This is a genomic window from Vibrio profundum (assembly GCF_050337555.1).
GTDB lineage: Bacteria > Pseudomonadota > Gammaproteobacteria > Enterobacterales > Vibrionaceae > Vibrio > Vibrio profundum.
This window is the reverse complement of record NZ_JAKJTA010000009.1, coordinates 192,623-212,126: the sequence shown is the minus strand read 5'-3', so window position 1 is coordinate 212,126 and position 19,504 is coordinate 192,623. Positions and strand designations below refer to the sequence as shown.

Sequence of the window (19,504 nt, the reverse complement as noted above, 5' to 3'; positions counted from 1 at the left end):
TAATTAGAGGTACTACATGCTTCAAATACGATGGTTGCTGGTTGAATGGTGTTAAGCCAAAAAGTTAATTCCTTCGGTGTCATTTCAACATTTGAACGCACTTTTTTGTTTGAGTATGTACAAACTTGGATAACTTTTTTAGCCAGATCTACGCCAATGATTGTTTTGTTCATTTCGGACTCCATTGTTCAACCAGTATATAAATGTAGCTGTTTCAGGGATGGGGAGTCCAATTATCTATATTGTATATCCTGGCTCTATAGAAATGACATCGCCCCTATAAATGATCAAACTTTAAGCGAAAGGTATAACGAAAACTGTTAGTTTTAAGGCTAAAAACGATCAAACTTTTTTGTCTTCTGACAATGGGAAGTATTTTAATGTAAAAATCAAATAAGCAGTGTTTGGTCGTCGGGTTCTCAATGAAGATAAACAGTTTTACAAAACACTATTTTCAAAGCTATTAGGTGGTATTGAGTACAAAGACGAACAAGGCATGTAACAAGTTAAGCCGGCTCTTCTTGAGGCGTTATGTGTATCCCTGAATTCAACCAGAATAGCGGTTCAGAGTAGATTATTCGGAACCGCTGTGTTCTTAAATACTACTTCAGAGCTGCTAAAATAGTCTCGGCTTTACTCGCTTCAAATTGCTTTGGCTCCTCGACGTTTAGCTGCGTCACCACGCCATTTTCTATAACCATCGCATATCGTTGTGAACGAACGCCGCCGAATGTGGCAGTATCCATCTCAAGTCCTAGCGCTTTGGTAAAGTTGGCATCACCATCGCCTAGCATCATAATTTCTGTGGCGTTTTGTGCCTCTCCCCAAGCCTGCATCACAAAAGCATCGTTCACTGAGACACACGCGATGATATCGATACCAGTTGCTTTAATTTCGTCAGCTAGAACGACGTAACCAGGTAAATGGGACTCTGAACAGGTTGGTGTAAATGCTCCTGGGACAGCGAAAAGCACAACACGTTTGTTTGCAAAAAGCTCATCTGTGTCGTGGGTTAGCACTCCGTCATCGTTTAGTTCGCTGAGGGTGGCGGTTGGTAATGTTTGACCTTTCTGGATCATGTCTGCTTTCCTTGGTTTATTAGTTTCAGACAGTGTAACGATCAAAGCAAAAACAGACTACCTAAATAAAGTAAGGGAATGAAATGATGCCAAAGCACGATAAGGTGATTACTACCTTTATTGAGCGCGAGTATTATCGTTAAAGCAATATCGTTAAAGCAATATGTTATCGTCACCACCGCCATTCAGTTGAAACACACAAAGGGGCGTGACCAAGTCAGGAATAACTATAGGGTAATGTTTTTGGTAGAGAGGTTACTTGCTATGCTGGTTTTGGGCTTCAGAGAGTTTATTTAGGCATGCTTGATAAGCTTCATCATAGTCGGAAGACATTGTCACGATACTCTGATGACCAAATTCTTTATTCAGGGCAAATTGTTGTATTTTTTTTGAAGTTACCGTACAGAACAAGCAACAACCGTGTTCTCGTGCCCAATTAATGGTTTCATTGGTTATTTCTTCTATGTCCTGTGATGCCATTTCCCAATTACGGCTATCAATCAAAACGACCCAAGGTAGGGTGTTTTTATTAGAAGAAGAAAGAATATGTTTCTTCATGTCTTCATACCAAGCTTGACTTAGCTCTTTGTTGGTAGACCCCGTTACTTTTGAATGTAAGATTCTTTTTTCGAAGCTCATTGAAAACATTCCGTGAATATTTCTCTGGGTCATCGTTTGCCACCAAGTTTCATCTGTAGAGAGTACTAAAACTCAGTATAGCCAACGTATTAATTTCCATAAGAAGCCACGCACGTTCCGATCTTGTAAGTGCGCTTTTATTCACCGTTTCGGATTACCGCTAATCGGTCAAACTTGATCTAGGTTTATCCGCTCACATTCCTAAGCTAGCTTAATTGGGGCATATCCGTGTCACCCTCGGCTCGAAAGCTTTGATCTCTACTGGCTATGCTCCACACTTTGTTGTCCGGCTGCAATCTCTAATGTGAGGCGTCCACGTTGCCCGTTCTAATCACTCACCGTTTTAATCGTGGCTAGGACATATCGGCGGACATGAATTGGCACATGTTTGGTGGCCGCCGCCAAATCTGAATCGTTTGTCGCTCTACCATGCAACTCTGCCCACGCCACAGCTAACCAAGTAGCGTCGTAACAAGTACGTAATACTGGCGTAGCCGCTTAATCTCTCCCAATTTAGGAGTTTGGCTGCCTTGCTATATGCGTTGGTCGGCGCTTAATGCAATGCTCGTTTGGGGGGAGAATAAGCGCTGTTTGCACTGACCAGTTTTATCTTTCGGTGTAACGGATTGAGTTTTCCGTAGCCAAACACGTTCATGGAAGAAGTAAGCCACAGAGTTGATGGCTGGCTCAATTGATGCCATTAACCCTCCGATGAAGGCATCGCCAGTAATCACATAAGCGACCAAAAAAGCCACATTGAAGTGAATGACGGCAAAGCTCGACGTTTTCAGTTTGGTCATTGACTCACGGCTCTTTAGGTAGGGAACGTTTTGCCAAGCTTTCTCATGAGCATAAAACGCGCAAGTGTTGATTGAAGGCTCAATCGTAGCAATCAGACTGCCAAGTAGAAAATCTCCAGTCAAAACATAAGCAACAATCGTCGCGATGCTAAAATGGATGGCGGCAAAAGTCATTGTTTTGATCATCGTGTTATCCTCATAGCAGTTCTCTGCGATGTAAATATTATTGATAATCATTCTCATTTGGTCAAGGGGGATATTTTGATTAATGGGATAGGGTCTGCCTATCGTTTATCCCCGTTGGTATGTTTCCGCTAAGTGTTGAATTTGGATGAAATCCCATTAGAAGTGTGGATTTTGTGATGAACTTGGATGACGAGGCGACAAGGATCTCAAACCCTAGTATTAATCTTTCTCTTGCTCATCTAGACAAAAACTTCGTAAAAGTGATAAAAATACCTGATGCTGTTTTACGACACTTGTATGGCCTCCCTGCAACACTTCGAATCGAGAATGAGGAATTTTCTGGTGAAGCTCTCTTGATTCTTCCACTGTGGCAGTAATATCGCCTTGGCTGTCAATGACTAAGGTTGGGACTCCAATATCAGACCCACGAAGAGAAATTAAAACTGCCTAATGCTACCATTCTTAAAAAGGCCGATAGCCTCAGCTCTAGGCTAATAGGGGTGAGTGGCGAGATTTAAAGCGTTCGTCACTCACTGATTTTAGGGTTTATCTTACCAACCATAGGCCGTTGCTGCTTTGTTTACTCATGGCTGAATGGGAGACGAGTTGCATGGTAAATTCTTCTTTGGTCAATGGCTTGCTAAAATAGTAGCCTTGGATAATTTCAGCGCTTTTTTGTTTGAGGAAGTCGAGCTCTTCTTTGGTTTCAACACCTTCAGCCACCACTTCGAGCCCTAATTGATGAGCCATCGCGATGATGGCGGAGACAATGGCTTTACCGTCAGAACCGCTACTTAGATCGGATACAAAACTCTTGTCAATTTTTAACTCGTCAATCGGTAGGCCTCTAAGCGCGCTAAGCGAAGAGTAGCCCGTACCAAAATCATCTAGGGCGATTCTGATTCCTTCGGCTTGAATTTTCTCTAATTGAGCAATGGAATCAGCCCCTTGCATGATACTGGACTCTGTCACTTCAACGGCCAAGTATTTTGTGCTGATGCCCGTATCTTTAAGAGATTGGACAATCACCCTGTGCATGTTTTCTTTAGAAAACTGAACCGATGAGACGTTGATTGAAACACGAGGAACTTGATATCCGGCCTTTTGCCACCGTTTTATTTGGCGGCAAGTCTCAAGGATAACCCATTTACCAAGTGGTGCAATCAAACCTGACTGTTCTGCGATGGGGATAAATATGTCGGGACGAATCCAGCCTTTGTCGGGGTGTTTCCAGCGTAACAACGCCTCACACCCTGCTAACGTATTATCCTCAATCGAGATTTGAGGCTGGAAGGCGAGCGTCAACTCGTTGTTATAAAGCGCGTGGTGTAGATCTTCTTTGATTTCCATTTCTTTTAGAGATTTTAAAGCGGAACTTCTAGAGAAAAATCGATAGGTATTTTTCCCTTCCTTCTTCGCATCATACATTGCTATATCGGCGTTTTTGAGTAGGTCACTGGTACTTTCCCCGCTTTCAGATGCAAGTGCGATCCCCACACTGACTCCAAGTCTAAATTCTCTGTCAGCTATGCGGAAGGGGTCGTGGAAAGCGTGAAGAATTAGCTCTGCTACTTGTTCAACGTCATGTCGGTCTTTGATGTTGAGCAATAATACCGTGAATTCGTCTCCGCCTAATCGACAAAGTTGATAGTTGGGTTGTTCGCTTTTGTTATCTGCAATGATAGCGTTGTTTACAGCTATCGGCTGAGTCAAGTTGGTCATATTGCCTGAATCGACTGTGCTGAGAGCGTATTTGAGTCTATTGGCTACGGCCGTTAATATTTTATCGCCAGCTTCGTGACCCATTGTGTCATTTATGTGTTTGAACTCATCTAAATCTAGGAAAAGTAGAGCAATGTCACCATGTAATCCCATCTTTAGCTGGCTGTATTGTTGGTTAAGGTCTTCCAGCATTTGGTGGCGATTTGGCAATTTCGTTAAGCTGTCTATATAAGCAATGTCATGTAACTGCTGTTTTTGCCGAATCAATCCAAATCCCATATCTTTAATAGCGTCTGCAAGACTTGATATTTCATCGTTAGAGTTGGATTTAAACTCCCAAACTTCCTCTCCTTTCCCGAGGTTCATCGCTGAGAGACTTAAATCATGTATTGGACGAATAAGCTTTCGGTTGAGCACCCAATATACCAGTAGCATGCTTGCTACTAGAAGGATTAGACCATTGACGATAGAGGTATAGCCAAGGGAGATTAGAACTTGATGCAACTCCGAATTTGGCCAAGCAATGCTGTAATTGAGATTGTCGGCCAGTTGACTACTCCCGGTGACATACGTGTTGTTATTGACCGAAATTTGATGAATATAGGTGCCAGAACCATGTTGTTCTTTTTGAAATAAACTTTCCAGTGCACTGGGTGTTATCGATGCTTCGCCAGTTTTTAAAATGAGCTGGCCTTTATTGTCGTACAATGCAACAAAACCATCTTGTGCCCACTTAGTGCTACTGAGCTGTGCAGAAAGAAAATCTAGATTTAGTTTAATCACAAGGTAGCCTTTAAGGGTTGGCTCAGAAGCTTGAGTTTGTTCAATTAAGCTACGTTGTAGGATTTTTTGAGCTGAGACTAAAATCCATTGCTGAGTTGTAGGGTCCTTGGTTATTAAAACTTTGTGATTCGATAGAGATTGAGTAATACTTTTGAAATAAGAAGTGCCTGCTGCTTCGTCGAGTGTATTAGGGTAATTTTTGCTGGTAAGGGTTGCCTCTTTATATCCATCGGGCGCAACTAAACTGATCTCAAGGTAATCGGGGTGGACTGCCATATAGGAAGCAAATTCACTGAGTAAGGGGTCATGCATGACATTCGCCCTAATGATAGGGTTGTCTACGCGTAAGTAGCGATTAAGTATTGCATTTTTTGCAAAGACAGCTGTATTTGCGGAAAGAGAAGATAGCTTAGAATTGACGGCACTTCTCGCCTGTGCAACGGAGTCTTGAATGTGTAATTCAATTTGTTCACTAGTATGATCGCTATAGAACATAAAAGTAGGAACAATCAGTATAACCATTTGCAACAGCACAATAGGCAATAGGCTAGCGGCGATTTTTCCTTTTAACTGCATATCTACTCCAGAGAAGCACTAGGGTCAGTTTATCTTTGAGATGGTTCTTGCCCTAGCATTCCCGTTTTATACGATGAGGCTTTTGTTCTTAGAACGAATTTTACTTCGAAAGCTTAATGGCCTTAGAGTATAACTAGTTGTTCTCTAACGCTTGCCGTAATTCGTTCATTATAGAGCTATGTCTCTTTACAGCTCTTAGCGACAAAGGTTGATAGAGCTCAGAGCGCGCTAATACCTCTTGATCTGGGTAGATAATAGGGTTGCTCAGAAACTCTTCAGGTAACAGTTTTTCTGCAGCCGTATTCGGCGTTCCACTATAAACGAATAGCGCATTCTGTGCGGCTTGCACTGGACGATTAATAAAATTGACAAAGTCGTGGGCAAGCTTGGAGTTTTTGGCTTTTGATGATAAGCAAATGAAGTCCGCCCATATTGCCCCACCTTCATTCGGGAGAACGTATTCAATTTTTGGTTCGTACTCTTTTAATTTTAGGGCATCACCACTATAGGTGATAACTGCGCTTGCCTCTCCAGTGACGAGTTTTGATTTGTCGGATTCGACTGCGACTGCCGAATAGCCCATGACTGAGGGTGCTTGGGTTAAAAGCAGAGTGCGAGCTTCATCCAGTTCATGTTTATCGCCACTGCTCATCGAATAGCCTAGGGATTTTAACGCCATCCCGATCACTTCATCACCAGATGGAAGCATGAGTATCTTTCCTTTTAACTCAGGCTTCGGCGCGAAGATTTGCTTCCAAGTTGTAATTGGCTCGGAAACGAGATCGCCACGATAAGCAATACCAGTGGTACCCCAAGCGTAGGGGGTGCAAGTTTGGTCCCGGCCTTCTAAACCCGCAAGCGTTGGTAACTTCACATGTTTTAGGTTAGGAGCTTGACCTTGATCAAATTCAGTGACCCATCCTAAGTGGTTGTAGAAAGGGATAGAGACAGAATCGACAAGTATGATGTCGTAGTGTTCATGCCCAGATGTCGTGAGGATTTCTTCACGGCCTTCATCTGATTCGAAATAGACGAAGTTAACTGTTGCACTGTGCTCGGACTCAAATTGCTTCACTATGTCTTCGTCGATGTACTCTCCCCATGTGAGAAATGTTAATTCTGCCATCGGTTTAGCTATAGGTTTCGCGGGAGGGGAGTCTGCGATGGCCGAAAAACTGGCCGTGGCTAGCAAAGAAGTGGTTAATAAAGAACGGCCTAAAATCGTGAGAGCAGTCGATTTGGACGCAAAAAAAGTAATACTGTCATTCATCCGTGAATTCCATATACAAGCTGACGTTATGCAATCATGATAATGACAAATCTAATAACTCGCAAGGTCGTGGAACGTTTATCTCATAATTAAGACGATTGATTGGAGATAAGCTGAGTGTTTGAAATGAACACTTAGATTCTTGAATGAAGGCTTAGCGGTTTGATCTAAGCTTTAGGTGCTGAGAAAATCGGCTCCAATAAGGAGCCGATTTATAAAGAAATTAATCGATGTACAGTTTTGCAAGGTCTGCTGGTTCGATTTCTTTGCCTTCAAGCTTCGCATTCCAGTTAGTGCCGATAAGAACACCATCTTCAGCGAGCGTCAATAGCCAATCTTCAACAAAGATGTCCAAAGGAATTTCGAGTACTTCAAAGTCAGCCCATTCTTCTACATTGTGCGTTTCAGCATCGGCTTTAGTTGACCAAAATGGCATCACTTCGCTTTCTTCAAACTCAGTAGAATCGCATGACAGCCATCCATCTTCGTTTTTAAGGCCCCAAACTAGTTGATTTTGTTTGGACTCAGATACAAACAAGGTTAGATTTTCTTGGATGTCATCAGTCAATTTAGTCATTCGAATTCTCTCATTATTGATATAATTTATAGGGTAGCAGCCTCGGCGCTGAATTACCTTATAGAACTTTACACGCAAAGCCTTTTAGGTAAAAACCTTCCGGATATGCTGAATCTGTCAAATGATCAGGGGCTTGTTCAAAGCGCTCGACAAACTTAGCTTCACGTCCTGCGTCCAATGCCGCGTCGGCAATTATTTTTTGGAACAGATCGGTTTCCATTAAGCCCGAGCAAGAATAAGTAAGCAGGGTGCCACCTGGTCTTAAAATCTGCATCGCTAGCATGTTGATGTCTTTGTAGCCTTTTGCTCCAGACATAATATTTTGTTTGCTAGAGACAAACTTCGGCGGGTCCATAATGATGACATCAAATTGGGTACCTTGATCTCGATATTCACGCAAAATCTGGAAAACGTCGGAGTTAAGGAATACTGCACGCTTTTTGGAGAGGTCGAACTCATTGAGTTCAGCATTGTACTTAGCAGTATCTAAAGCAGGTTGAGAAACATCCACATTGATTACGCGCTTGGCGTTGCCTTTCAGAGCGTACAAGCCAAATCCACCTGTATAGGAAAAGCAGTTGAGAACGTCTTTGTTTTCAACATACTTTACCGATTTTTGGCGGCTATCTCGTTGATCTAAATAGAAGCCAGTTTTATGTCCATTGACGATATCAACACTGATCTTCACGCCATTTTCTTCGATAATGACTGAAGCGGGTGGAAGTTCGCCGTGTAGGAGACCTTGGGATTCTTTTAGCCCTTCTTTTGCTCGCACTGCGACGTCTGAGCGTTCGTATATGTTGCAGTCAGGGAAGCAAGTGATTAGAGCGTCTACTAGAGCTTGTTTATTATGCTCAGCGCCTGCGCTCAAAAGTTGGCAAACTAGGAAGTTACCGTATTTATCGATAGTAATGCCCGGTAATCCATCCGATTCCGCAGCGATCAAGCGATAGCCAGTTAGACCATCACGTTGAATGAGTTCTTCACGGAGTAGCTGAGCTTGTTTTACGCGTTTAACGAAAAAGTCAGTATCTATATTTTCTTTTTGCTTAAACGACCAGATGCGAGCACGAATTTGCGATTTCGGGGAGTAGGCAGCTTTGGCGAGCCATTCACCTTTGTGAGATAACACATCGACGGTTTCTCCTAACTGAGGAGCGCCCTCAACTTTTTCTATTCCGCGAGAAAAAATCCAAGGGTGACGGCGTCGAACCGATTTATCACGGCCCTTAGCAAGATAGATAGCTGACATTAAACAAGCTCTGATTGAAAAGAAAGGAAGGCGGCTATTGTCCGGCAAGGTTCACATAAATGCAAACGAAGAATGATGTTCTATTACTTGTGGGAGTAAATTCGTAGGTTTTGGCATTTTTGGCCTAATTGTACTTTGTTGGCCATACTTTCTACTTTATGGTTATTTATAGTTCACAAGTGTCACTAAACATTGTGCGGGCGAAGCGCAGTGCAATTAGGAGAGACGAATATGCCGAGCGAGTGCAGCAAATTTATTGTTTCAGGTATTGTTCAGGGGGTAGGTTTTCGCTATCACACGGCTGAACAAGGCCTGAAGCTAGGTTTAACTGGGTACGCCAAAAATTTGTTAGAAGGTGACGTTGAAGTATTGGTGTGCGGTGCTAAAGATCAACGCTTAGCGATGGAGGAGTGGTTGGCACAGGGCCCAAGAACCGCGAAGGTGGACAAGGTTCGTGAAGAGCCAACGGAATGCCGAGAATATAAGGGGTTTGAAATCCTGTAGTAAGACACCACAGGATAAATACGGTATGGGGAGCCTAGAGACACTTTACTGGTTTTGGCAAGCCAGCCAATTTCGTTGCTTGTTTAGCCGGACCTTTTTTAAACAGTTTAAATAGATATTTACTGTTACCTTTTTCTGGTCCATGGGCTTTTTCCATCGCTTTCACTAGCATTCTTACCGCAGGAGAAGTATTAAACTCTAGGTAAAAATCGCGCACAAAATGAATGACTTCAATATGAGCATCTGTGATCTCAATGCTCTCTTGCTCCGCTAGTGGAGCAACCATGCCTTCTTCCCAATCTAAGTGGTTAATCAGGTAGCCTTGGGCATCGGTTTCGATTTTATTGTCTTTGTATATAAACATATTGCTGTCTGGTACTTCAGTGTCGAGGGAATTGGATTACGGTGGGAGGATAGCATTCTTATCGTAAAAGACAAAAAAACCTGATAGCGACGCTATCAGGTTTTAGGGTTATGAATCTAGCGTGACGTCAATCTAGTCGTCGTTCATGATACCTAAGATGCTAAGTAGGCTGATGAAGATGTTGTAGATTGAAACAAACAAGGTCACAGTCGCTGAGATGTAGTTTGTTTCACCACCTCGAATAATGCCTTGCGTTGTAAAGAGAATCGCTAGTGTTGAGAACACGATGAAGAGGCTGCTCAATACTAAGTGAAGAACCGTCGAGTGCAGGAAGATACTTGCAATCATACCGACGACTAATACCACAAATAGAGACATCATCAATCCACCTAACATAGACAAGTCACGTTTTGTGGTTAATGCGTAAGCTGATGCTGCGATAAAGGATAGCGCTGTACCGCCAAGAGCGGTGAGTACCACATCACCCATACCTGCGCCGATATACATATTGACCAGTGGGCCAACGGTATAACCTAGAAAGCCTGTGAACAGGAACACGCACACTAAGCCCAAGCCATTGTTACGGTTCTTTTCTGTTAAGAAAAGCAGGCCGTAAAAGCCAACAAGCATAATGATAATATTAGGGCGGGGAAGCTCAAGCGCCATCGCTACACCAGCAACAATAGCAGACCATAAAAGGGTCATGGAAAGCAGCGCATACGTATTACGCAGCACTCGGTTAGATTGCAGCGCACTCTGTTGGCTGGCAGTTTTGGTAAACATGTGACTATTCATAATCGGCCTCGTACCAAGGGTTAAAATTTATATCTATATTTATGGGGGGTAGCACCTAGAAAATCAAGTGTTAAATAGGCTCCCCAACAAGGAGTTAATGCGAAAACTGTAACACATTGCAACCTTCAGTTGAAATCCAGCCTACCTGCGCATCATTTACATTAGAGATTTCCATTTTTAGCAGCGCAACTAAACGACTGTTCAATCACCAGTAATGATGGCTTAAAAACCGATACAATGCCCTACTGAGTATCTTAGTGAGACATCCCGAGCTTTCTATTCTCTATATGTTAGTGGTGCAATATTTGCGCGAGGAAGTTTTGGGTGCGATCCGACTGCGGATTTTCGAAGAAATCAACCGGGTTGTTTTCTTCAATGATTTCTCCCGCATCCATAAAAATCACTCTATCTGCAACTTCTTTCGCAAAACCCATTTCATGGGTGACCACTAGCATGGTCATTCCTTCTCCTGCCAACTCGACCATAACATCTAAGACTTCTCTCACCATTTCAGGATCGAGTGCGGAGGTTGGCTCATCAAATAACATGACTTGCGGAGACATGCACAATGATCGAGCGATGGCCACGCGTTGTTGTTGTCCGCCAGATAATTGTCCTGGGTATTTATCTGCTTGATCGGGGATTTTTACCCGTTCCAAATACTTCATTGCCACTTCTTCTGCTTTCGATTTTGGCAGCTTTTTCACCCAAATCGGCGCGAGCGTGCAGTTTTCAAGTACGGTGAGGTGTGGGAACAAATTGAAATGCTGAAAACACATACCCACTTCACGGCGAACAGCTTCTATGTTCTTGAGGTCTTCTGTTATCTCGTTTCCAGATACAATGATCTGACCTTTTTGATGTTCCTCTAAGCGATTAATACAGCGGATCATTGTGGATTTTCCTGAGCCAGAGGGGCCACATATCACGATCTTCTCGCCTTGCCGAACATTGAGGTTGATGTTTTTTAAAACATGAAATTCCCCATACCACTTGTTCATGTCCTTGATTTCAATGACAGGTTGTAAATCATCGTTGGTATCTTGTTGAGTCATAATACGTCCTTGTATTGTCAATCACTAAAATGTCAGCTTATCGTTTATGGCCTGTGTGTAGCTTGTTTTCAAGCCAAATGGAGTATCGTGACATTCCAAAACAGAATATCCAAAATACCAATGCAACAAACACGTAGCTTTCCGTTGAAAAGCCGAGCCACTCAGGGTCAGTATTGGCCGCTTGGCCTATTCCCAAGACATCAAACATACCAATAATTAGCACCAAACTTGTGTCTTTGAACAGGCCAATGAAGGTATTTACAATGGATGGAATCGTGATCTTCAATGCCTGAGGTAGAATAATTAGACCGATTTTCTTCCAATATACTAGCCCTAGCGCATCGGCCGCTTCGTATTGGCCTTTTGAAATGGCCTGCAAGCCTCCTCGAACCACTTCTGCCATATAGGCCGCACTGAACATCACCACGCCGATTAAGGCTCTAACTAGTTTGTCTGTCTCCGAACCTTCGGCTAGAAATAAAGGTAGCATGACGGATGCCATGAATAGAACGGTGATTAAAGGGACTCCACGCCATATCTCGATATATACAGTACAGATACTGCGAATTATCGGCATTTCAGAGCGTCGACCAAGAGCAAGAACGATCCCGATGGGTAGTGAGACGATAATACCCACTAAAGCAATGATGAGAGTAACGAGAAGACCTCCCCACTTGTGGGTGTCCACGACTTCTAACCCGAATACACCGCCGTATAATAAGCTGACAATTAAAAACGGATATACGGTAACAAAAAACAGCCAGATCCAGCCACGTTTTGGCGTTTTTTCATAGGCGAGAAGAGCAGTGAGAATGGCTAAACTAAAGTAGAATAACCGAGGTCGCCACAATTCAGCATGTGGGTAAAAGCCATACATAAATTGCTCCCACCGCACGCTGATAAATACCCAGCATGCCCCCTCGCGTGAGCAGGCTTCTCTACTGTCACCGACCCAATCAGATTTGATAAATGCCCAGTCGATTACATGCCACAGTAGATATACGGTGATATAGCCTAAGATAATGGTGACAATGGAGTTTGTCACGTTATTGAATAGATTTTTCCGTAACCAACCGATTAACCCAACGGTATTGGCAGGGGGCGGCATGTCTGGCTGGAATTGATGTTTGTTCATACGTTACCTCTCAACAAGAGCCACTTTGCGGTTGTATATGTTCATGAGCGCGGATGTCAGTAAGCTCAAAGTGAGGTAAACCCCCATGGTCATGGCAATGATCTCAATCGCTTGGCCAGTTTGATTTAATGTTGTTCCTGCAAATACAGAAACCAGATCGGGATATCCGATTGCCATCGCAAGTGAAGAGTTCTTGGTTAGGTTTAAATACTGACTGGTCAACGGAGGGATGATAATCCTCAGTGCTTGGGGGATCACCACCAACTTTAGCGTTTTCGAGCGAGGTAACCCTAAGCTCATGGCGGCTTCCGTTTGGCCATGACTCACCGCATTGATCCCAGAGCGGACAATTTCAGCAATAAAAGAAGCGGTATAAATAGATAGCGCAATCAAAAGTGCCGCAAGTTCAGGGATAATACTGATCCCACCTTGAAAGTTGAACCCTTGTAGCACGGGGTACTCGGTATGCATTGGGGCGCCCATGATCAAAAATACAATGGCAGGGAAGACGACACATAGCCCCACGATAACTTTAAACATGGGTGTTTGTTGCCCTGTGAGACGTTGTTTGTTGTTGGCCCAGCGGTTGATAATGATTGAGCCAATAATGCCAGCAAGTAGCGCCATGAATACCCATGAACTGCCCGACTCAAAAATGGGTTCGGGTAGATATAGTCCTCGAATATTTAAGAATATGGCTTCGCCTAAGCTCATGCTTTGTCTCGGAGAGGGCAACGCTTGTAAGACGGCGAAATACCAGAAGAAAATTTGCAGCAGTAGCGGAATATTGCGGAATATTTCAATATATACAGCTGCTAAGCGGCTAACTAGCCAGTTGGAAGATAGACGGGCAATACCAATAATAAACCCGAGTACTGTCGCGAAGATAATTCCTAGCACAGAGACAAGGGCAGTATTGAGCAGACCGACGACGAAAGTGCGTCCGTAGGAGTCCGTTTCTGTGTAATCAATTAACGACAGCCCGATACCAAAACCTGCCTGCTGGTGCAGAAAGTCTAACCCTGTCGCAATACCTCTTGAGCTCAAATTGGTAAGGGCATTGTTTACAATGGTATAGAAGAAGAAAGCGAGCAGCAGTACGGCGGCGATCTGGATAACAGCGGATCGAAAAGCGGGATTATAAAAAAGATTGGTTTTTTTTGCCGTATTAGTGGGCAGTGAGTCTGGTGAGTGATTGTTAGTCGGCTTCATACAACTAGCACCTCAAGCGAAAATGGTAAGGGCGGGAATTCCCGCCCATGTTGTTACGATGTCACGTTATCGGATTGGTGGAGCGTACATGAAACCGCCTGCATTCCATAGTGCATTCACACCTCGAGAAATCTGTAATGGAGAGCCTTTACCTACGGTTCTTTCAAAACTTTCGCCATAGTTACCGACTTGTTTAACGATTTGGTAGCCCCAGTCATCTCTAATGCCTAAGCCTTTTCCTTTTGGTCCTTCTAGACCCAAAATACGTCGGACATTAGGATCTTTTGACTTAAGCATATCGTCAGCATTTTTTGAAGTAATGCCGTATTCTTCAGCATTGACCATCGAGAATAGGGCCCATTTAGCGATGTTGAACCATTGGTCATCACCTTGGCGAACGACGGGTCCTAATGGTTCTTTGGAAATAATTTCGGGTAATACAATCGCTGATGAAGGATCTTTAAGGTTTAATCTAAGTGCGTATAGACCTGATTGGTCAGTGGTTAATACGTCACAACGCCCAGCATCAAATCCTGAGGAAGTTTGCGGAGCTGTATCAAATACGACTGGCTTATACTTCATGCCACTAGCTCGGAAGTAATCGGCTAAATTGAGCTCGGTTGTTGTCCCGGACTGAACACAAATCGATGCCCCGTCTAACTCTTTTGCACTATTTACACCAAGATTTTTCTTGACCATAAAACCTTGGCCGTCGTAGTAGTTAACGCCAGCAAAGTTCAAACCTAATGCCGTATCTCGGTGTAGAGTCCAAGTCGTGTTGCGAGATAGGATATCAATTTCACCCGATTGTAAGGCAGTAAAGCGTTCTTTTGCCGTCAATGGTACGTATTTGACTTTAGTCTTGTCACCCAACACTGCAGCTGCAACCGCTTGGCAATATTCCACGTCTATTCCTTCCCATTCACCTTTTGAGTTAGGGTTGGAAAAGCCGGGTAGGCCAGTACTGACTCCACATGTTAAAAAGCCCTGCTTGGTCACTTTTTGCAGTGTACTGTCTGCAGCAAATGCATTCGTCGTGGCCAGTGATGTTGAGGCAGCTACGACAGCGGCAATAAGCGTAAGTTTGTTTGCCATGAGTTTCCTTCCTGTTTTAACGTTGTTACATCATTGGCGAAATCAGATACAACGAGTGAATAATCCTTGTCATCACCGAATTGGCCGTTTAGCGAGTTTTTTGCTCGCAAATAAATCAATCAGTTATAAGCGTAGGTAACGATTGTAGTTTTCTCAAACCATTCATTTAAAAAGATTTTTGATTTCTGTCACATCTTATTTAGATTGTGAATAAGTAAGGGGCGCCCACTTACCTATTCTCTTGAAGGGGTAGGAGTATCTGGGAGAGTGGTCGTTATCTGTTTATGCATTCACGAACACTTATTAAATCAATGAAAACAAACACCTTGCTGCCTATAGGAGCTATTGCAGCAAGGTGTTAGGATTAAAACACAAACAAGTCAGATTAAGGATGAGGACAGCGATGCAGTATTTTCCAATTTTTGTCGATTTAACTCACAAGGCGGTTCTTGTCATTGGTGGTGGAGAAGTTGCGAGTCGTAAAGTCGAGATGCTGCTCCGAGCTGGTGCGATAGTGACGTTAGTGTCGCCGAAGCTTGAACCCGCCTTGCTTGAGTTGGTTCACAACGATCAGTGTCAATGGATTCAAAACTTTTACAGCTCAGAGCTTCTCTCTCGTGACTATGTTCAGGTATGGGCGACGACCAATAACCCAAACCTTAATCATCAAGTTTATAAAGATGCAAAAAGAATCGGTGTCTTGGTTAATGTGGTGGACGATAAGCCATATTGCGACTTCATTACACCTTCGGTGGTGAATCGGGGCAAAGTACAAATCGCAATCTCTAGCGGAGGTGCTTCACCCGTACTCGTTAAAAAAATTCGTCAATCGATTGAGTCAGTTTTGCCGCAACACGTTAGTCTGCTGGCCGAGTTTTCGTCGGCCAAACGGGAGACCGTTCAACAAATGTATGCCTCTGTTGAGGAAAGAAGGAAATTTTGGGAGGCATTCCTCTCTCGACCAGAAGTCAACCAATCGCCTAATCGAGAACAACTAGAGAAAGTTTTTCAGCTCATGCTGCATAGCGCGTTGCCGGACAGTGGGAGGATCAGTTGGGTAGAATGTGGATCTGATGTTGAGATGCTGACGTTAAGATCGTTGCAAGAGATGCAATCTGCGGACAAGGTGTTTTATGCTCAGGAATGTGAATTTGCGTTTCTTGATTTAGTTAGACGTGACGCGGCTCGGGAATCTTATCAGACGCCGATTGAGTTGGCAGCGAAGCTTGAGCAAGCGAGGGAGGCTAGATTAACGGTTTGCGTACTGATATCAGTTATCCAATACAGCGACTACCAACTTTTAGCCAGCCAAGACCGCTTTTTCAGACTCGGCAATATCACTTAGTCGGCGACTCATTCGTCGTAGATCTTCGATAGATGGTCTTTGAAAACCTGTTGAGCTTTCATTACGTAAGCTCAACAGGATACTTGGAACTAAGTTTTTAGAACCAAGTTTTTAGAACCAAGTTATTAGAACCAAGTTATTAGAACTAAGCTATTAGAAAACAATCGGTTAGAAGCTAGATTACTAACGACCGAGTAATGGTCAAATACTAGCCAATTGCTAGGCACTGAATAGATCGTTAGTCTCTAAAGTTCTCATATTGGAACGGCTGGCCTAGATCTTCCTCACGCATTAGCGCGATAACAGATTGTAAATCATCACGCTTTTTACCTGTAACACGAACTTTCTCACCTTGAATAGAGGCCTGTACTTTAAGCTTTGCGTCTTTGATCGCTTTAACCACTTTTTTTGCAGTAGGCGTATCAATTCCTTGCTTGAATACAACATCTTGGCGCCAGTTTTTACCTGTTTGCTCGGCAGTCTTTGACTCCATAGAATTGGCGTCGACGCCGCGCTTAGTGAGGTTTCCGCGCAACATATCGCGCATTTGCTTTAGCTGAAAATCGTCTTCAGAGCTTAGTTTTACTATGTCATCTTTGAGCAATTCAAAAGATGCATTAACGCCACGAAAATCAAAGCGAGTCGACAGTTCACGTGACGCATTTTCGACGGCATTGCGAAGTTCAACAGAATCAATTTCAGATACAATATCGAATGAAGGCATGAATAAAAATCCTTATATCTTATAGATTATTAGCAACGAGTTTTAACCGCGTCAGCGAGCATATCTAGCATTTCGATTGTATGCTCCCAACTTAGGCATGGGTCAGTGATTGACTGGCCATATTTCAAGGCAGAAAGGTCATCCATTGGTTGGTTGCCTTCTTCAATGAAGCTCTCAGCCATGATGCCTGCGATATGTCCACCGCCTGATTTTATTTGCGCGCAAATATCTTTTGCGACATCAAGTTGCTTGCGGTGTTGTTTTTGGCAATTTGCATGACTAAAGTCGACAACGAGTCGGGCCGGCAGGTCAAATTCAGCAAGGCGCTGACAGGCACTTTCAACGGAGGCTTGATCAAAGTTTGGTCCGGTGTCACCGCCACGTAGTATTACGTGTCCATGAGGGTTACCGCTGGTGCGGTACACTGTCATACGGCCGTTTTTATCTGGAGAGTAAAAATAGTGTGAAGCTTTAGCCGCACGAATCGCATCAATCGCAATTTTTACGTTGCCATTGGTGCCGTTTTTAAACCCGACAGGGCACGATAGCGCTGACGCCATTTCACGGTGGATCTGTGACTCAGTGGTGCGGGCACCTATGGCTCCCCACGTGATAAGGTCGGCGATGTATTGTCCAGTGATCATATCAAGGAATTCGGTTGCCGTTGGCAAACCGATTTTATTAATATCGAGTAGTAGTTGGCGGGCTTTACTTAGTCCAGCTTCTAGCGCGTAAGAGCCATCTAAATTCGGGTCTGTGATTAAACCTTTCCAACCAACTACCGTTCTTGGCTTTTCAAAATACGTACGCATTACGATGAACAATTCTTGTTCATATTGATTTTGTACTGCTGCGAGGCGGTTTGCGTAGTCTAGCGCTGCATCGGGATCATGAACTGAGCATGGACCGACAATCACTAATAGGCGTTTATCTTCGCCCTTCAGTATTTTTTCTACTTGCAAGCGAGATTGCGCAATTCGTTCAGCAACGTCACTCGTGATAGGGTGCATTTGCCCAAGCTCAGCAGGAGTTGGCATTGGGCCTAACGCTTGAGTTCTGAGTTCATCTGTTTTAACTGGCATGTCCAAGTCTGTTTCTCTCTGTCGACGAAGAGGTAAAGATAGCGGAATTGCCCAGAGTAATAAACTGTTAATATAGTCAAATTCACTTAATCGACTGCTTTGCAGAAGGCTTGTGCATAGCTAAAATGGTCTGGTTGCATTTTACTGGCGTTGATTTGACGAGATCAGAGGGGTGAAAGGAGGAAACGGGTGGGTTTAACTTTATCTGGATTTGTGTAATGGTCGTATTTTATTTATCACTTAAACAATAGGTTGGGATCATTATGTCTGTTGAACCACAAGCCTTAAACCAAGCGGACACCTTACCCGCAGGCCCTTGCAACCAGATAGACAATCAATGTTTATATGTTTCTTTATTTGATCTTGTTCAGCATCACCTAGGTTTTCATCCTGCACTGAGCTATGAACAGGTATATGACATAGAGGCACTTCGTCCATTTTTAAATGAATTCACACCGGGCAGTGATTGGGCGATATATGTAGCAGATAAGTTAGTGGGTGAAATGGCCAGTGCTGTTACTGAGCAGTATAAAAGAATTCGTATTTGTTTGAGTGACGCAGATAGTACGGCCTATAGTGCTCTTGTGGGTGATGGCCAAAAGTCCTCTCATGTGAATCCTGCGATGGGAGAACGCGGTGTGGTGCGCTATTCATCCTATTCGCATCATCAAGTGCTTGAAATTGAATGCGCCGTCGTTAAGAAAGTTCGCCAATTATACCCTGATCTCGAGGTAGATATTACCGTTCCTTTTGTCCGGACTCAGTCTGATGCGGCAATGATGATAGATAGACTAGCGGAATATGGGTTGGCCCGAGGCGTGGACGGATTGAAGGTTCACTTTTCAATCGATGTGCCATCATCGGCGTTGCTTGCACACAAATTACTGCATTATTTTGACGGGATTTCGATCAATGTTAGCCATTTGGCACAATTCACTTTAGGGCTTGCATCGGACAATACAAAAGTGGCCCATTTGGTCGACCCTGAAAATGAAGCGGTGCTAGCCCTATTAGACATGGCATTGACAGCGTCGCTTAATGCAGGAAAACCAGTGACGGTAGTGAGCACGTCGCTTAGCTTCCATCAGAATTATCGAGATCGTTTAGTTCATCCTCATGAGCATCAAATTCTCCATGTGACCATGTAACGTTTTGGTGCGTGGATGAGGTGACCGTATTTGGGTTAGGGAAATTAGCTAGGGAAAATCATTTTCCTAGCTAAACCTGATTTCAGATAATAACAGCGTCTTTCTTGTTTAAGAAAGATGCTATTGTAGCCACTCATTCTTGCTCAAAGCAGCAGCTATTT

The 19,504-nt window shown here is 43.6% G+C and carries 18 protein-coding genes and 1 pseudogene; 3 read left to right on the top strand and 16 right to left on the bottom strand.

Annotated features, from left to right (window positions below):
- The 8 genes and pseudogenes from L4C34_RS10660 to L4C34_RS10625 form a co-directional block, all read right to left on the bottom strand.
- Positions 1-173, bottom strand: a pseudogene (locus L4C34_RS10660) (IS110 family transposase); the annotation flags it as partial.
- Positions 174-602: 429 nt separating this feature from the next.
- Positions 603-1,079 carry a peroxiredoxin gene (locus L4C34_RS10655; protein ID WP_428789328.1) on the bottom strand — a complete coding sequence of 159 codons (477 nt, stop codon included), beginning with the start codon at positions 1,077-1,079 and terminating at the stop codon, positions 603-605.
- A gap of 255 nt (positions 1,080-1,334) precedes the next feature.
- Positions 1,335-1,718, bottom strand: a complete 384-nt coding sequence (locus L4C34_RS10650) for a hypothetical protein (protein WP_428789327.1) — start codon at positions 1,716-1,718, stop codon at positions 1,335-1,337.
- 533 nt (positions 1,719-2,251) lie between these two features.
- Entirely contained in the window at positions 2,252-2,704 is a 453-nt protein-coding gene (locus tag L4C34_RS10645; protein WP_428789326.1) for a DUF2061 domain-containing protein, read from the bottom strand.
- A gap of 546 nt (positions 2,705-3,250) precedes the next feature.
- Complete coding sequence (locus L4C34_RS10640) at positions 3,251-5,785, bottom strand: bifunctional diguanylate cyclase/phosphodiesterase (protein ID WP_428789325.1); 2,535 nt, start codon at positions 5,783-5,785, stop codon at positions 3,251-3,253.
- Positions 5,786-5,918: 133 nt separating this feature from the next.
- Positions 5,919-7,055 (bottom strand): polyamine ABC transporter substrate-binding protein, encoded by a 1,137-nt coding sequence (locus tag L4C34_RS10635; protein ID WP_428789324.1) that lies wholly within the window; start codon positions 7,053-7,055, stop codon positions 5,919-5,921.
- A 223-nt stretch (positions 7,056-7,278) separates the two neighbouring features.
- The gene (locus L4C34_RS10630; protein ID WP_428789323.1) at positions 7,279-7,632 is read right to left on the bottom strand and encodes a DUF2750 domain-containing protein; all 354 of its coding nucleotides are present in this window, start codon (positions 7,630-7,632) and stop codon (positions 7,279-7,281) included.
- Positions 7,633-7,690: 58 nt separating this feature from the next.
- Positions 7,691-8,884: a class I SAM-dependent methyltransferase gene (locus tag L4C34_RS10625; protein WP_428789322.1), complete on the bottom strand. Its 1,194-nt coding sequence runs from the start codon at positions 8,882-8,884 to the stop codon at positions 7,691-7,693.
- 231 nt (positions 8,885-9,115) lie between these two features.
- Here L4C34_RS10625 and yccX point away from each other — a divergent pair, with 231 nt between their 5' ends.
- Positions 9,116-9,388 carry an acylphosphatase gene (gene yccX / locus L4C34_RS10620; RefSeq protein ID WP_428789321.1) on the top strand — a complete coding sequence of 91 codons (273 nt, stop codon included), beginning with the start codon at positions 9,116-9,118 and terminating at the stop codon, positions 9,386-9,388.
- Positions 9,389-9,422: 34 nt separating this feature from the next.
- Here yccX and L4C34_RS10615 read toward each other — a convergent pair whose 3' ends face one another.
- The 6 genes from L4C34_RS10615 to L4C34_RS10590 all read right to left on the bottom strand — a co-directional run bounded on the left by L4C34_RS10615 (position 9,423) and on the right by L4C34_RS10590 (position 15,044).
- Positions 9,423-9,752, bottom strand: a complete 330-nt coding sequence (locus tag L4C34_RS10615; RefSeq protein WP_428789320.1) for a TusE/DsrC/DsvC family sulfur relay protein — start codon at positions 9,750-9,752, stop codon at positions 9,423-9,425.
- 132 nt (positions 9,753-9,884) lie between these two features.
- Positions 9,885-10,547, bottom strand: a complete 663-nt coding sequence (locus L4C34_RS10610) for a Bax inhibitor-1/YccA family protein (protein WP_428789319.1) — start codon at positions 10,545-10,547, stop codon at positions 9,885-9,887.
- A gap of 290 nt (positions 10,548-10,837) precedes the next feature.
- Complete coding sequence (locus tag L4C34_RS10605; protein WP_428789318.1) at positions 10,838-11,602, bottom strand: amino acid ABC transporter ATP-binding protein; 765 nt, start codon at positions 11,600-11,602, stop codon at positions 10,838-10,840.
- Between the two features lie 37 nt (positions 11,603-11,639).
- Positions 11,640-12,737, bottom strand: a complete 1,098-nt coding sequence (locus L4C34_RS10600) for an amino acid ABC transporter permease (protein ID WP_428789317.1) — start codon at positions 12,735-12,737, stop codon at positions 11,640-11,642.
- Between the two features lie 3 nt (positions 12,738-12,740).
- Positions 12,741-13,949 (bottom strand): amino acid ABC transporter permease, encoded by a 1,209-nt coding sequence (locus L4C34_RS10595; RefSeq protein WP_428789316.1) that lies wholly within the window; start codon positions 13,947-13,949, stop codon positions 12,741-12,743.
- A gap of 66 nt (positions 13,950-14,015) precedes the next feature.
- Positions 14,016-15,044 carry an amino acid ABC transporter substrate-binding protein gene (locus L4C34_RS10590; RefSeq protein ID WP_428789315.1) on the bottom strand — a complete coding sequence of 343 codons (1,029 nt, stop codon included), beginning with the start codon at positions 15,042-15,044 and terminating at the stop codon, positions 14,016-14,018.
- A gap of 403 nt (positions 15,045-15,447) precedes the next feature.
- Between L4C34_RS10590 and L4C34_RS10585 the strand changes: the two genes are divergently transcribed.
- The gene (locus L4C34_RS10585; protein WP_428789314.1) at positions 15,448-16,389 is read left to right on the top strand and encodes a precorrin-2 dehydrogenase/sirohydrochlorin ferrochelatase family protein; all 942 of its coding nucleotides are present in this window, start codon (positions 15,448-15,450) and stop codon (positions 16,387-16,389) included.
- Positions 16,390-16,627: 238 nt separating this feature from the next.
- Here L4C34_RS10585 and L4C34_RS10580 read toward each other — a convergent pair whose 3' ends face one another.
- Positions 16,628-17,113, bottom strand: coding sequence for a YajQ family cyclic di-GMP-binding protein (locus L4C34_RS10580; RefSeq protein ID WP_428789313.1), 486 nt, complete (start codon positions 17,111-17,113; stop codon positions 16,628-16,630).
- Between the two features lie 29 nt (positions 17,114-17,142).
- A complete protein-coding gene (locus L4C34_RS10575; protein ID WP_428789312.1) occupies positions 17,143-18,195 on the bottom strand; it encodes a 3-deoxy-7-phosphoheptulonate synthase in 1,053 nt (350 codons plus the stop codon).
- Between the two features lie 263 nt (positions 18,196-18,458).
- On the opposite strand from L4C34_RS10575, the gene L4C34_RS10570 reads away from it, so the two are divergent.
- Entirely contained in the window at positions 18,459-19,343 is an 885-nt protein-coding gene (locus tag L4C34_RS10570) for a putative PEP-binding protein (protein WP_428789311.1), read from the top strand.
- Positions 19,344-19,504: the final 161 nt, after the last annotated feature.